The organism is Serratia sp. PL17, assembly GCF_017832355.1.
In the GTDB taxonomy this organism is placed as follows: Bacteria; Pseudomonadota; Gammaproteobacteria; order Enterobacterales; family Enterobacteriaceae; genus Serratia.
The window spans coordinates 66,952-80,866 of sequence record NZ_JAFIBY010000010.1 but is presented as its reverse complement, the minus strand read 5'-3'; the positions used below and the strand labels follow the sequence as shown (position 1 = coordinate 80,866).

The following is a 13,915-nucleotide window of genomic DNA, read 5'->3' as shown; positions in this document are numbered from 1 at the left end:
CAACTGCCCTACTATAAGTAAAGTTTCACCCAATGCAGGCTCAACGATTTCCCCTGACGAAAAATTGAAGTGAGATGATAACGCTATGGAATTCAAGGACTACTATGCCATTTTAGGGGTTAAGCCGTCAGACGATCTTAAGGCAATCAAAACCGCCTATCGCCGGCTGGCGCGAAAATATCACCCCGACGTCAGTACCGAATCAAATGCCGAGGAACAATTCAAACTGGTCGCCGAAGCCTATGAAGTACTGAAAGACGACGAACGACGTGCTGAATACGATCAACTTCTGCAACACCGTAACGACCCCAACTTTGGCCGCCAGACACAGCATGGCCATGGCAATGCCCACAGCGCTGAAGACTTTTCCGATATCTTTTCCTCTATGTTCGGTGAACATGCACGTGCTCAGCAACATCGCCAAAGGCGCCAAGGCATGCGCGGCCAAGATATTGAAATGGAAGTCGCTATCTTCCTGGAAGAAACACAGGCAGAGCAAACCCGCACTATTCGCTATAGCCTGCCGGTGTATAACGCGTTCGGCATGGTAGAGCAGGAAATTCCTAAAACCCTTAATGTGAAAATCCCTGCCGGCGTTGGTGATGGTGAGCGTATTCGCCTGAAAGGCCAGGGTGCACCAGGCACTGACGGCGGCGCTAACGGCGATCTCTACCTGATTATCCGCATAGCTCCTCATCCGCTGTTCGACATTGTCGGGCACAACCTTGAGATCGTCCTGCCGGTAACGCCTTGGGAAGCGGCCTTAGGTGCCAAGGTCCCCGTACCGACCCTAAAAGACAGTATTCTGTTGACCATCCCTGCCGGCAGCCAAACCGGGCAGCGTTTGCGCATCAAGGGAAAAGGCCTGGTCGGGAAAAAAGAAACCGGGGATTTATATGCAGTGATCAAAGTCATGATGCCACCAAAACCGGACGAGAAAAGCGCTGCACTGTGGCAACAGCTGGCAGAAGCTCAGAAGACCTTTGATCCACGTAAAGAGTGGAGTAAGCAAAATGGCTAACGTAAAAGTAACTTTCACCATAACCGAGTTTTGCCTGCACACCGGCGTAACACAAGATGAACTCACTGAAATCGTTGGGTTAGGCATGATTCAACCGCGTGATCTCACAACTGAAGAGTGGATCTTCGACGATCGCGCACTGATCACTTTTCATCGCGCCGAGCAATTGCATCGCGAGCTGGCACTCGACTGGCCCGGCATTGCGGTGACGCTGACGTTGCTGGATGAGATCGAGCATCTACGCAAAGAAAACACTCAGTTACACCAAAGGCTGGCACGCTTTATCAGCAAGCCGTGATGTTGTGAAAACAGCCCGTTGCACCTGCAGTGGGCTGTGTCAGACGCCGACAGCGTTCATCGTCGAAATATCCCCCCCTCTGCCGCCCTCATTCTTCCTCACTGGCGGAACGGGAAAATCCCTCTGCTGCTGCCTCCTTCCACACGGAAAACCAACATAACCGATACCCTCTGAAGAGATCATGTTGGTAAAAAATATGCACTCAGCGATGTTTAACTGATGATTAATATGAATACTGTTAATAAAGACATGTCATTAAAAACATGTTATTAAAAACAGTATTGACACCCCTATCAAAACAAGTAGATTAGTAATCATCAGCAGCGAAACAATAGCTTGCTGTTAATAGTGAAAGTATTAAAGTTAAGTTGATAGAGTTATTTTTGCGATAAAGGCCACGAAGTGATTTTTGTATGGGCCATTAATGTAGAGAAAACAACACTCTCATTATATGACGCTTTAAGGCCACGTAGTCAGTATCTACAATCGCAGGGTGTGAACCAAAACGCGATGATGTAAGGCCATGTTTTAATTGTTATTTGTTTGCGATCATTTTTCAAGACAGTGCAACAAGATCGCAACGGAAGTGAGGCCACGCATCAAAGAGTCTATATCGCGAGGGGAGATGTACCTGTTTAATATGCCAAATCTTCGAGTATTGAGATTGGCCTAAAGTCTAAACTGGTAAATAGAGGGAGGATTGAGTTAACCCAATATTATCTGTGTTAAACCTGTACATTTAACGATAGAACCTTAGCAGTAAGAAATTAGTAAGTTCATTAATGTTAAATTTGAAGTCAATAGTACCTTAAAAGCCCTGGCAGACATTGTCAGGGCTTTTATCTTTTATATCCATACGCCAGTAATGTGGGATGAAGGTAGCACTCTGGGCAGAGAAGAGCCCCGCTCCCACCCCACGATCTCATCGACCCTGAGGTTGCTCTCCGCATAACCAACCACTGCGACGGATCCGTTACAGGAACCCGTATGCGGCAGCCAAGACCCACCCCATCACGCACGACACAGAAACCCCGATCAGACCTACCATGATGAAACTGTGGTTAATCACAAACCGCCCGATATTTGTCGTTCCTGAACGGTCGAACTGAATGGCGGCCAGATCGCTTGGGTAGGTCGGTAAAATATAGTAACCATAACACGCCGGTGCAGAAGCAACGATGTAAGCAGGATCAACCCCGATGGCCAGTGCCACAGGAACAATCGCTGCAAGTGCAGCAGCCTGCGAATTAACAAACTTGGAAACGATAAGCAAAACGATGGCATAGGCCCAAGGATATTCTTTCACAATGGTGCCCAGCACTGACTCAATTTCTTTCAAATGAGCACCAAACATTGTCTCAGCCATCCAGGCAATACCGTAAACAGCCACTATGGCAATCATCCCTGAACGGAAAACCTCGTTTTTAGAGATAGACGCTGGGTTTGTTTTGGTAGCAATAATGATTACCGCACCAGAACACAACATGAACATCTGGATAACCAACACCATAGAGAGTGGTTTGCCATTAATGAGTGGACGCAGTTCAGAGAAAGCCCCTAATAGCGCGACAATAACGATGGTCGCCAAGAAAATCCACATCGCTACCCAATTGCTGGTTGGGAGCTTTTTATCCAATAAGGTTGCTGTATCACCGTATACGTATTTGTAGTTTTCCGGGTCTGAAATGAAACTCTGGAATTTCTCATCTTTATCCAGATCTTTACCCCGGAACCAACTGAAGATGCCAATAGCAAGAATACCGCACAGGGTAGAGGGTATCGTAATCGCCAGCAGATCGAGAAATTCCAGATGTTTACCATTAAAGGTAAAATTGCCCAACATGGCGACCAGCGATACAACGGCCACGGATACCGGGCTGGCAATAATCCCCATCTGTGCACCAATAGAGCTGGCAGCCATCGGCCTTTCCGGGCGAATATTGTTCTTGATTGCCACGTCATAAATAATGGGCAATATCGTGTATACCACATGCCCAGTACCACAGAGAATGGTCAAAATACAGGTAACAAACGGCGCAACAATGGAGACATACTTAGGGTTACGTCGCAGTAAACGCTCTGCAATTTGCAACATCACATCAAGTCCCCCTGATGCTTGTAGCGCCGCTGATGCTGCCACTACCGCGATGATAACCAGCATCACATCAACAGGGGGTTTCCCTGGCGGCAAGTGAAAAACGAAAACCAGTATAATTAACCCGATACCGCCAAGTAACCCCAGCGCAATACCACCCTTTCTGGCCCCGTAAAAAAGGCAGATCAGTATGACAATAAGTTGAATCGTAAATAACATGTGAACCTCATTTTTATTGTTAAGATGATTAATAATTCACTTCTTTTCATTTTCATTGAGGGATTAAGATCACAGATAGTTAGTTTTCATCATTAAAAAAGCCCAATAAAATCAGGCGGAAACCAGTTTGTTTTATTAAAGTTATCATTATGTTTTTCGTGTAAATGAATGGCTACCAAACCCATACATTCATGTAAAAGCACATCATTAAAAGACCTAATAAACGTCTTATACGGCGTAATGTGTGGAATGAAGGAAATAGCCAAAATGACAGCAACAATATATTTTAGACACAATATTTTAAATAATAGTCAGCATTGATTTAACATGAGGAAAGGCTGACCATGAGCCAATATCGCGAACTAGGCTTTCTATCTCTTGAAACAGAAAACAGTACATTGGTAATCCAGCGGTAATTATCGCAGCCTTATGCCACCCTCATTCAGTGGCTGTTCTCGACACCTATCATTAGGATTTTTACCTAAAAAAGCAGATTCAATTCAATTGCGTTAAGAATCATCTTAAAATAAATGCGGCATATTTATGGATGCAGGATCCCAAGGAATAGGATGAACAATAAGGATCGTAAACCCGGCTATCAGGTTGAGTATGGTGAAGAGTGGAAACCGGAAAAAACCTCTAAATGGTTTTGGGTTGCAATAATAAGCATTATCGGTATTTTAATCGCAATATCGTGAGCGTTATACGCTCACGCGACAAAGAGGCGCTCTGCCATAACCTCCTCGATAAGATATTAGCGAAGATAAACACGGCGTATCCGCACAAGCTAATCAGTGAGAAGAAATAAAATCAGAAGGCGTAACCGGTGCAGGCAATGAGAAGTTCTGTTTCATTCGAGCCACTTCACCGATCGGCGTTAACCCGAACAAACGCTTAAATTCACGGCTGAATTGCGAAACGCTTTCATACCCGACCCGTGCACTTGCCGCTGAAGCGGTGAGATTATTCCGCAACATCAGCAATCTGGCCTGATGCAATCGCGTGGACTTAAGGTATTGCATGGGGGATGTCTCAGTAATGGTTTTAAAATGGCTATGAAAAGTGGCCAGGCTCATGCCCGCCTCTTTTGCCAGTGCATTCACATCAAGATACGAGTCATATTCCGCATGCAGCTTGCGCAGCGCCTTAGCCACTTTCCCAAACTGCCCCTGCATGGTCAGTGCACTGCGGAGTGTCTGCCCCTGAGCGCCCGTCAGAACACGGTAATAGATCTCCCGCACCATCGCCTGCCCCAATATTTCGGCATCCAGTGGTGACGCCATCACCTGCAGGAAACGTAAAACTGAATGGCTCATGGCATCATCCATCGGACTCGACACCATACTCCGAGGCGGTGCGCTGACGCTCTGCCCACGATCGGCAAGGTGCAACAGCAGATCGGCCGCGACGGTGAAGTCCAATCGCATATAAATAGCCAGCATAGGCTCTGAAGCACTGGCATCCGTTTCCATCGTAAACGGCACAGGAATGGATACCATCAGGTAATGTTGTGCATCATATAAATAGACATCCTTTCCCAAGAAGCCGCGTTTTCTTCCCTGCACAACAATGACGATGCCCGGCTCATATAATACCGGCGTGCGCAGCAACGGACGGTTGGAACGCAAAAAACGTACGTCAGCCAAAGCCGTGAGGTTGTAGCCTTCACGCGGTGTCAGCCTATCCAACAGCGCGATCATCTGGCCGGTAACCCCAGAAGAAGAAATTGCCATACACACCTGCAAAGCGACGTAGAAGGGAATGTAAGTTTGACACTCAGTAACGGGGTCGTCCAGCGAGCTCAGAGGAATAGGCAAACATCAGAGAGGATCATGGCTACGGATTTTGCCCTACCCGCCCTATGCTGCTTGTCCCCCTTACCGAGGATAACGTCATGCATTCATCAAAATTATTTTTTATCACCGGCGTCAGCAGCGGCTTTGGCCGTGCACTGGCAGAAGCAGCACTGGAAGCAGGTCACCGCGTAGTAGGAACACTGCGCAACCAGCAAGCCAAAGATGAATTCGACGCTCTGGCACCTGGCCGCTGTTTCGGTCGGATCCTTGATGTCACGAATTTTACCGACGTCGGTCCGCTGGTTGCCGATGTAGAACAAGAGATTGGCGCCGTTGACGTGCTGGTAAATAATGCCGGCTATGGCCATGAAGGAATAATGGAGGAGTCCCCCATCAGTGACGCCATTCACCAATTTGAGGTCAACGTGTTTGGTGCAATAGCCGTTATTAAGGCTTTTCTGCCCTATTTCCGCACACGCCGCGCTGGCCATATTATCAATATTACCTCAATGGGTGGATTCATTACCTTACCGGGGATCAGCTACTATTGTGGCAGCAAATTCGCCTTGCAAGGTATCTCCGAAACCCTGACCAAAGAGCTTAAACCCTTTAATATTGCGGTCACCGCGATTCAACCAGGATCTTTCCGGACAGACTGGGCTGGGCGTTCAATGGTGCGCTCACCGCGTAGCATCAGTGATTACGATCAGAGTTTTGGGCCGATTCGTGAGACACGTGAAAAACGCAGTGGCCATCAACCTGGCGATCCGGTTAAGGCCGCCAAAGCCATTCTGCAACTCCTCGATAGCCCTGCGCCACCGGCATCATTGCTGCTTGGCAGCGACGCCGTCATGTATGTCAGAGAAAAACTGCATCAGATGAACACTGATATTAATGCCTGGGAAGCCGTCAGTCGCTCAACCGATGGCTAATACCCCTATCCCTACCTTATAAAGGACCAGCATTAGTCTTACTGCCGGTATTGCCGGCAGTAAGTGCTGACTGGGTGGGGCGATGCCGTTGCTGCCATCCGCGTGTCGAGCGAGCATTGTGAGGACACCAGATGACAGCGCACTAGATGTTCAGGCTGTAGTAATGTTCATCCTTGTCGACTTTGCCGGTAAAGGTGAACCCAAAAGAGAAATACATTTTTTGCGCAACCAGGTTGTGTTCATCAATCATCAGCGTTACCTGCTTAACGCCGTTCTTTTTGAAGTAGCTCAGCATTGCCTCAAAGGAAGCGCGGCCCAGCCCCTGGCCGATAAATTTGTGGTCGAGCATATAGCGACAGATCTCAGCATCGGTCAGTTGATTCGCCCAGCGTTTGTACAGGAAAAAACCGATTAACTCCCCGTCGCGGTACAGCGCTCTGGGGTGGCATTCAGGAAAATAAGCCGCCTCAGAAATGGAGATCGCATTGCAGCAAATAAATGCTTCAAATAATGTCCCGACACCATCTTTGTTCGACGTCAGTTCACAAACATCAAAAACATTTTCGCGATCTATCTCACGTATCTCAATCATATAACCGTCTCAAATTTATCATTTTGTGAAGCTGAGCTCGTCATTCGGCGCCCCTTGTTCTTTGATTATACCCTTCTTGTGTTCACCGCGGTTTACAGCTGCAACAGCAGGGCCGCGATCGACACCGACTAAAAATTGCGCTGGCTATAGTGTCGACTACAATTCAATCGAAATACCTCCCTACAAAAACAATATTGATTCATATTAGAGGTGATTATGTTGCAGAAACACGAAAACGTAATAAGTATGACTGTACTTAGCCATCAAGCCACCCGACAATTAATGCCCTCGTTTTCTTCATTGCCCCACACACAACACGCTGACGGCAAGTACCGCTTACGACGCTATTCGGTCGTCAAGCACGCCAATGGCCATGTGAGCGAGATTGGACCGCGCAATTTCGTTCAGTCTGATGAGATCAACCATTTTCAGGGCAACGTGGTACGCCGCTTCGAGCCGATTGACAGTGCCGTGCTGCAAAGCGCCGGGCTGGAGGAAATGTGTAATCTGTTTGCAGAAAGCAACGATCTGCCAGAAGGAGCCGAAATTGAAATTCACCAGATGCGCGTTGTCGCCATTCATAACGAAACGCAGGTAGCGCCGGAAGGTATTCATCAAGATGGTTTTGACCATATCGCGATGATCGCTATCCACAGGCAAAACATTGTCGGCGGCGAAATCATGCTATACGCCGATAGTCACCAGCCGCCGTTCTTTAAAAAAGCCCTGGCGGATGGCGAAGCCGTTTTACTGGCGGACAGTAAACTATGGCATAACGCTACGCCGATCAGCACCATCGTCCCGGAAGAAGAAGGATATCTTGATCTCTTTGTCCTGACAGCTCGGGGAGAAAAAGCATGACTTTTTCGCCCGAACTCGCCCGAGCCCAATTTAGTGCGCTATCCCAGCGTTATGATGATAAACCCGCGATCTTTTTCGATGGGCCAGGGGGATCTCAGGTTTCGCAAGCCGTGCTGGAAAAAATGACGGATTATCTGGGGAAATATAACGCCAATTTGGGCGGACACTATTTCTCCAGCCATAAGACGACCGAAGTCATGAACCAGGCACGGGAATCGGTACGTGCCTTTTTAAATGCGCCGTCGCCCGACAATGTCGTTTTTGGCATGAACATGACCTCGCTGACGTTCCACCTCAGCCGTATCATTAGCCGTAACTGGCAAGCCGGCGATGAGATTATCGTCACTGCGTTAGATCACTACGCCAACGTCTCCAGCTGGCAGCAGGCGGCAGCCGACAAACAGGTCAAGGTGCATCAAATACCGCTGGAGCGCGCGGATTGCTCGTTGAACGCGGCCCGGCTGTGTGAAAGCATCACCGCCAAGACCAGACTCGTGGCCGTCAGCTATGCGTCCAACGTTACCGGCAGCATCGCCGACATTAAAACCATTACCGACGCCGCCCACCGTGTCGGCGCACAGGTGTATGTCGACGCCGTGCACTACGCTCCGCATAACCTGATCGATGTGCAAGCGCTTGGTTGTGACTTTTTAGTCTGTTCCGCCTATAAATTCTTCGGGCCGCATATCGGCATGGCCTATATCGCACCCCAGTGGTTGCAGCGTCTGCAGCCGTATAAAGTCGAGCCGGCCACCGACATCGGGCCAGGGCGTTTTGAAACGGGGACACAGAGCTTCGAAGGGCTCGCCGGCGTGACGGCAGCCATCGACTACCTGGCACAATGGGGCACGCCAGGGGCCCCACTCAGGCAGCGCTTGCAAGAAAGCTTTGCCGGTTATCACCAACATGAAGAGAGCCTGTGCCGGTACTTTTTGCAGCGTTTGCAGCACATAGACAGTATCCAACTCTATGGATCACCTTCCGCGGATACCCAGCGCCGCACGCCGACCTTTGCGTTAACCTTCAAGGAACATACCCCGGAACAGGTTGCTCGCCGCTTAGGCCAACACAATATCTGCGTCGGCAGCGGGCACTTCTATGCTCTGGGTTTAATTCAACAGTTGGGGCTGCAGGACTGCGGCGGCGTGCTGCGCGTCGGGATGATGCATTACAATACCCAGCAAGAAATTGACATGCTGTTTGAAGTGCTCGCCAGCGAAAGGTAGCGGAGCATCATACGCAAAGAGACTTCTGGGTAATGGGCAGCAGAATAACCAAAATCCACATCACCCACGTAGTGTCAGTAAAAAGCCCCTGCGAGAACAGGGGCTTTTTACAACGAGATAGGCGCGAGCACAAACTCAAGGCCTTTACGGCACGGCACCTGCTGTATTCGTTGACCAACTATAAACCGAGTGGCTCATCATCAAGGCGTTAATAACTGAACCAGCGATTTGGCTAAATGCTCGCTTTTGGCGGTTAATAAGTTACCGCTTTTTAATATCCCGTGCTGATTGCCATTAAGATCCATGACGGTTAAGCCTGCCTCTCTGGCGCAAATGATGATAGCCGCGCTATCCCAGGGTTTCATTATGGTATCAATAGCCGCATCTGACGCCCCATTTAATACTGAGACGTGTTGGATACAATCCGCGGAAAATTTAAACAATTTTGCTCTCTCAAGAACAGAAATCAGATTCCATGGCGTATCGCCATTCTCAATCCATGTGGAAGTGCCATGCATCCCTGAGGAGGTTATGGTCGCTTGCTCTACACCTATTGGCGCGGTTTGAGCTGGCTCACTCAACAACTGCCTGGCATTGTTTTTTCCGGCGCTCATAAAGCACCCCAGATCTTTTCCTGCATATACCAACGTATTTATTGCGGGTAGCCCAATAGAGCCGAGTATAGGTTCACCGTTTTGGATTAGCGCAATCAGGGAACCGTATACTGGCATGCCTAATTTGTACCATGTGGTGCCATCAATAGGGTCGATAAGCCAATATAATTGGCAGTCATCGGCAATGTCACAACCCAGTTCTTCACCATAAACAGGAATGTGCGGGGTCAGAGCCTGCAAGCTATCCCGGATATATTTTTCAGTTTCAATATCTGCTTCACTAACAATGCTCAAGTCTTTCTTTTCGAAAAATGTTACTTCATTTTTTCTGCTTTCAATAATGGAGAAGGAAGATAAAGCAATCTCTTTAACGTTTTGCAATAAGCCACTGAGTTCCATTTTGTTCATTGTTAATATCCACATCAATCATACTTAAAATTCAAGATAACGAACCCCACAATGGATTTTATAGCAGCGCCTCCATTGAGACATTTGGGGCCGTCACGTCAAGCCGTTAATATTAACACATGCCCCGCCGGCATCCCCACAAGAGGTACATTGAACATGCCGCGAAAAACACCCCGCAAAGGTGTTAAAAAGCCCTCGGCTGCTTACATAACAGCTGTGCTTCCGCGACATGTCAAAGCCCCCTTCTTTCACTAACGATAACAATTAAAACAATTGCAGCGTTTTTTCTGCCATGCGGATAACAGCAAGATCGTCGGTGATATCTTTAACCTTATTAACCGGGATCCATTCCAATTTTTTTGATTCTTTGGACATACTGATTTCAGCATTCTGGCCTGCAACAAAACACAGGGTTATATCATAATGGAGATGCGCAGAGGCTTTAGGGTTTTCCGGTATTTTATGTATGTCAACATCAATGACGAAAGCGTCGTCTGCACTAATACTTTGGATACCACTTTCTTCTTGCGCTTCTCTCAAGCAAGCATCTAAAAACGACAAATCAGTCGGTTCGATGTGCCCACCTAACTGAAACCATCGATTTAGCTTGGCGTGAAGCGTCAAGAGCACTTTCGTTTTATCATGATTGAGCACCCATGCGGAGGCAGTGAAGTGCCCCTGCTTTGACTCTTCATAGAAGACATTATCTTGCTCACGAAGAATATTCAGCATATTGCATTTATGTTCTTCTTCTTTCGCATAGCTTGTTTTATAGCCTTCTAACAAACTGGATATTTCATTTTTCATGACGTTATACTCACTTTGCATTATAAAATAATGAAACCAATAAAATACTCATGCACATCACGTGGCAATATTTTAAATCCGTGAAAGGGTGAGGTGTGCAGCATCAAAAAACACCCGATACCACCCCAATGTGCTGTTTGCGCCATAGGCTACATCGCTGCTACCCAACTTTTCGCTGCTGCATAAGTTAAACTAAACAACTCGTCATGGTTTAGATCACAGTGTGCAAGGCTAACGAAGGAGTTATGCCCTTCCATAATCAATAAGCCATTCTTTAAAAGCTCAGCCTTGAAACGGCTTCTTAACGCATAATTGTTGACGATCTCTTGACTAAAGACCAAGTCAAACAAAGCATTGTCGAAAAGCGCCTTGGCGTTCACATAATTATCTGCACCCGCTTCTTTAAGTGCCAAGTTGAGCGTCGCGACGATAGCCTTGCCCGCTTGGGAAACCAGGTTATAACCGTCACACTCCCCCATAATCTCTGCTACAGCAATTGCGGCATGAGGGGAAAGTATTTCTTTGGTGTGAGTACCGCCAATACGGGCTTCACGGTAGACAGCAATGCTATCAGGCTTACCCATAAGGATTGCAAGGGGCAAACCGTTACCGATCGCCTTACCTAAAACCACGTAATCAGGATCGAAAGAGGCGTTATTCGCCAGATAGCCACCCGGGTTCGTTCTCCCCGCAGTCTTGGTCTCGTCTAATAACAACTTCACGCCATAGTTCTTGCACATGGCGATTGCCGCTTTAATCTTCTCTTCTGAGAAGAAAGCCAGCTGGTATACGTCCAATGCGAATATGGCAATATCATTTCCATGTTCTTGCAAGATGTGTTCTAGCTCAGTCAGGTCGCCATTAACCCAGTTGAAAACAGCCTCTTCACCGCTGACGCCGCGCATGCCATTCAAATAGCGTAAATCGTTTCTTTTCTCACTGCCCAATGCTTCATGCCAGCTCGGCGACATATAGAGTTGGGCATCATGCCATCCCAAAAAACCACATCGTACGATTTTTTTTCGCTCTGTTTGCATCATCGCACATCTAAATGCAGCCGTTACTGCCTCGGAGCTGGTTTTAAATAAAGAGACAACGTTATAGCCGACATAAACGTTTTCAAATACGTCTGATACCTGGCTATGTACCTCTCCAAATCCTGGGAACGACAACCCCAAGCTTAAGGCGTCAGTCAGCCTTCTGTTAAATTCTGGATGACTGTGACCAAGAATAACCGGCCCGATACCCAAAACAAAATCCAGGTACTGATTTCCGTTACTGTCCTCTATGCGATACCCTTTCCCCTTTCTAAACTGAATAGGTTGCCCATGTGAGTCTAAAAGTCTGTCGCTGCCAACTAATGGTGAAATCATGCCTATCATCCTTGTTTTCAAGCCGAAGCAATATGTTGTTTTTCTGGAAGGTGTTTTAGCTTTTTCCACGAGTTATGTGAAAAACCATACATTCTAATTAACCAGCGATCGTTGCCATCATAATTTGCAGAACTTGAAAGGTTATCTCTGCCATGCAAAGCAATCCTGTTATTTATGATAAGAACATCACCGGGCTGTAGGACAACTCTGTTGATGTATTTCGGATCGGACAGGTGTGTTTTTAGTTTTTCCAATGCTTCATTTGCTTCGTCATTGATCCCGACAAGCTTAGAATGGCTGTATCTTATGACCAGTCGACCATTGATATCCCCAATCACACTGATATTTTCTATTTTTGAATCAACATCAAAGCTGGACTGGCTACTGGCGATATATTCAGGCTTCATCAGCTGCTCTATCGTTGAATAACTTAAGTTATTCAAAATATCATCCAGTGACCAAACCGTTGTCGCTGCCTGAATCGGGTTTCTTAGGCAGGCCAAGGCAAAAACCTCGGGGGCAATCACTTGATTTCTTGTGTCATCAGGAAGCATTTCTGACCAATGGCCATTGACGACTTCTGTATGCGGGGAAAGGGACTTTGTAGAGCGAGACCACGATTTCTCATTATTCTTGGCGGGCATAACCATATGCGCCAATCTGCCTTGCATTTCATTAAGATAAGAGGACACGGTATGACCTGTGACACCTAACATAGCCATTAGCGTTGACGCTGGTTCAATCCATAAACTCGCATCGGGTGCTTCATCATTGCAAGGCGTCGGCGGTAATTTATCGGTTGAAAAACAATTCCTCATTAATAGATAGCCATATTTCTGCCGTTCTGAGAACCACGATAGCTCAGAGTAAACATCAACATCATTGGCTAACTGTTTGCGAATATTTTCCTCAGCGATACTTTTAACGATATATGGACTAATCTCTTGATTGTAAAGGGTGAATTTATTTTTAGTGATAATGTCTTTAAGATTAAAATCAGATAAATCAATTAATAGTCCCAGTGATGACAACTTAACATTCCGTGATAAATGCCTCACACATTATCTCCTTTGAGGTTAGTTAATAACAAAATAATTTCGTATATTACTATTACACTCAATATCAAAGTAATTTGATATACGCTGTAAAAACCCAGGACACGTCATATTTAATTTCAATTTTTCATGCGATGACAGATCATTACTGATAGGTGTATAAAAGCTGTATCTTGAAGTGCGCATGTCAAAAATTTAAAAACATGCATATGGTATGAAAAATGGATACATGGGGGAATAACACTCCCTATCAATTTATTACAGTCACTATCCGTGTTGTCATTACAAGTGCTTATTCAATAACGGACAATAAAAACCAAACAACCCATTACTTTATGTTACAAATTCCGAACAAAGTATACAAACGCGCAACTTAATGTAAAGTTATTTTTTTTATTTTAAATAGCAACTATAACAATAAACATTATTTGCTTGTTATATATATTCACGATCACTTAAAAAAACCTTGATCTATCTATGAATTGGAACCATGCTCAGCGTCATTAAGCGTTAATCTTCAAAGAAAAAGGCTATTATTAAGATAAAATAAGTAACTTATCTTATGTGATGCCTGACAAGCGCAGCGGCCATCGTAACGACTGATACATAAGGTATGTG

13 protein-coding genes are annotated in these 13,915 nt (G+C 46.4%); 6 read left to right on the top strand and 7 right to left on the bottom strand.

All coding sequences use genetic code 11. The features are described 5' to 3' along the window. The first annotated feature begins 85 nt into the window (after positions 1-85). Positions 86-1,021: a curved DNA-binding protein gene (cbpA, locus tag JOE25_RS23795; protein ID WP_209639680.1), complete on the top strand. Its 936-nt coding sequence runs from the start codon at positions 86-88 to the stop codon at positions 1,019-1,021. Further along, complete coding sequence (gene cbpM / locus JOE25_RS23790) at positions 1,014-1,319, top strand: chaperone modulator CbpM (protein ID WP_209639677.1); 306 nt, start codon at positions 1,014-1,016, stop codon at positions 1,317-1,319. Before cbpA ends, cbpM begins: the two co-directional genes overlap by 8 nt. Before the next feature lie 973 nt (positions 1,320-2,292). Here the strand turns inward: cbpM and JOE25_RS23785 are convergent. Next, a complete protein-coding gene (locus tag JOE25_RS23785; protein WP_209639672.1) occupies positions 2,293-3,633 on the bottom strand; it encodes an anaerobic C4-dicarboxylate transporter in 1,341 nt (446 codons plus the stop codon). Positions 3,634-4,202: 569 nt separating this feature from the next. Between JOE25_RS23785 and JOE25_RS26705 the strand changes: the two genes are divergently transcribed. Next, on the top strand, positions 4,203-4,331 hold the full coding sequence (locus JOE25_RS26705) for a hypothetical protein (protein WP_265566785.1): 129 nt from the start codon (positions 4,203-4,205) through the stop codon (positions 4,329-4,331). Between the two features lie 93 nt (positions 4,332-4,424). Here the strand turns inward: JOE25_RS26705 and JOE25_RS23780 are convergent, their stop codons facing one another. Then, positions 4,425-5,366: an AraC family transcriptional regulator gene (locus tag JOE25_RS23780; RefSeq protein ID WP_245210081.1), complete on the bottom strand. Its 942-nt coding sequence runs from the start codon at positions 5,364-5,366 to the stop codon at positions 4,425-4,427. A 161-nt stretch (positions 5,367-5,527) separates the two neighbouring features. Here JOE25_RS23780 and JOE25_RS23775 point away from each other — a divergent pair, with 161 nt between their 5' ends. Further along, positions 5,528-6,361, top strand: a complete 834-nt coding sequence (locus JOE25_RS23775) for an oxidoreductase (RefSeq protein ID WP_209639669.1) — start codon at positions 5,528-5,530, stop codon at positions 6,359-6,361. Between the two features lie 142 nt (positions 6,362-6,503). Here JOE25_RS23775 and JOE25_RS23770 read toward each other — a convergent pair whose 3' ends face one another. Further along, entirely contained in the window at positions 6,504-6,953 is a 450-nt protein-coding gene (locus JOE25_RS23770) for a GNAT family N-acetyltransferase (RefSeq protein WP_209639666.1), read from the bottom strand. Positions 6,954-7,235: 282 nt separating this feature from the next. Between JOE25_RS23770 and JOE25_RS23765 the strand changes: the two genes are divergently transcribed. Further along, entirely contained in the window at positions 7,236-7,814 is a 579-nt protein-coding gene (locus tag JOE25_RS23765) for a 2OG-Fe dioxygenase family protein (protein ID WP_209639944.1), read from the top strand. Further along, positions 7,811-9,040 (top strand): cysteine desulfurase-like protein, encoded by a 1,230-nt coding sequence (locus tag JOE25_RS23760; RefSeq protein ID WP_209639664.1) that lies wholly within the window; start codon positions 7,811-7,813, stop codon positions 9,038-9,040. Before JOE25_RS23765 ends, JOE25_RS23760 begins: the two co-directional genes overlap by 4 nt. Before the next feature lie 200 nt (positions 9,041-9,240). Here JOE25_RS23760 and JOE25_RS23755 read toward each other — a convergent pair whose 3' ends face one another. The 4 genes from JOE25_RS23755 to JOE25_RS23740 all read right to left on the bottom strand — a co-directional run bounded on the left by JOE25_RS23755 (position 9,241) and on the right by JOE25_RS23740 (position 13,273). Then, a complete protein-coding gene (locus JOE25_RS23755) occupies positions 9,241-10,062 on the bottom strand; it encodes an inositol monophosphatase family protein (RefSeq protein WP_209639661.1) in 822 nt (273 codons plus the stop codon). Positions 10,063-10,326: 264 nt separating this feature from the next. Next, a complete protein-coding gene (locus JOE25_RS23750) occupies positions 10,327-10,869 on the bottom strand; it encodes an NUDIX hydrolase (protein ID WP_209639658.1) in 543 nt (180 codons plus the stop codon). 149 nt (positions 10,870-11,018) lie between these two features. Then, the gene (locus JOE25_RS23745; RefSeq protein WP_209639655.1) at positions 11,019-12,242 is read right to left on the bottom strand and encodes an aminotransferase class III-fold pyridoxal phosphate-dependent enzyme; all 1,224 of its coding nucleotides are present in this window, start codon (positions 12,240-12,242) and stop codon (positions 11,019-11,021) included. 17 nt (positions 12,243-12,259) lie between these two features. After that, the gene (locus tag JOE25_RS23740) at positions 12,260-13,273 is read right to left on the bottom strand and encodes a TauD/TfdA family dioxygenase (RefSeq protein ID WP_209639652.1); all 1,014 of its coding nucleotides are present in this window, start codon (positions 13,271-13,273) and stop codon (positions 12,260-12,262) included. Positions 13,274-13,915: the final 642 nt, after the last annotated feature.

Excerpts from the sequence above, each read along its gene's own strand:
- cbpA (WP_209639680.1), top strand. The coding sequence starts at position 86 with ATGGAATTCAAGGACTACTATGCCATTTTAGGGGTTAAGCCGTCAGAC.
- cbpM (WP_209639677.1), top strand. The coding sequence starts at position 1,014 with ATGGCTAACGTAAAAGTAACTTTCACCATAACCGAGTTTTGCCTGCAC.
- JOE25_RS23785 (WP_209639672.1), bottom strand. The coding sequence starts at position 3,633 with ATGTTATTTACGATTCAACTTATTGTCATACTGATCTGCCTTTTTTAC.
- JOE25_RS26705 (WP_265566785.1), top strand. The coding sequence starts at position 4,203 with ATGAACAATAAGGATCGTAAACCCGGCTATCAGGTTGAGTATGGTGAA.
- JOE25_RS23780 (WP_245210081.1), bottom strand. The coding sequence starts at position 5,366 with ATGGCAATTTCTTCTTCTGGGGTTACCGGCCAGATGATCGCGCTGTTG.
- JOE25_RS23775 (WP_209639669.1), top strand. The coding sequence starts at position 5,528 with ATGCATTCATCAAAATTATTTTTTATCACCGGCGTCAGCAGCGGCTTT.
- JOE25_RS23770 (WP_209639666.1), bottom strand. The coding sequence starts at position 6,953 with ATGATTGAGATACGTGAGATAGATCGCGAAAATGTTTTTGATGTTTGT.
- JOE25_RS23765 (WP_209639944.1), top strand. The coding sequence starts at position 7,236 with ATGCCCTCGTTTTCTTCATTGCCCCACACACAACACGCTGACGGCAAG.
- JOE25_RS23760 (WP_209639664.1), top strand. The coding sequence starts at position 7,811 with ATGACTTTTTCGCCCGAACTCGCCCGAGCCCAATTTAGTGCGCTATCC.
- JOE25_RS23755 (WP_209639661.1), bottom strand. The coding sequence starts at position 10,062 with ATGAACAAAATGGAACTCAGTGGCTTATTGCAAAACGTTAAAGAGATT.
- JOE25_RS23750 (WP_209639658.1), bottom strand. The coding sequence starts at position 10,869 with ATGAAAAATGAAATATCCAGTTTGTTAGAAGGCTATAAAACAAGCTAT.
- JOE25_RS23745 (WP_209639655.1), bottom strand. The coding sequence starts at position 12,242 with ATGATTTCACCATTAGTTGGCAGCGACAGACTTTTAGACTCACATGGG.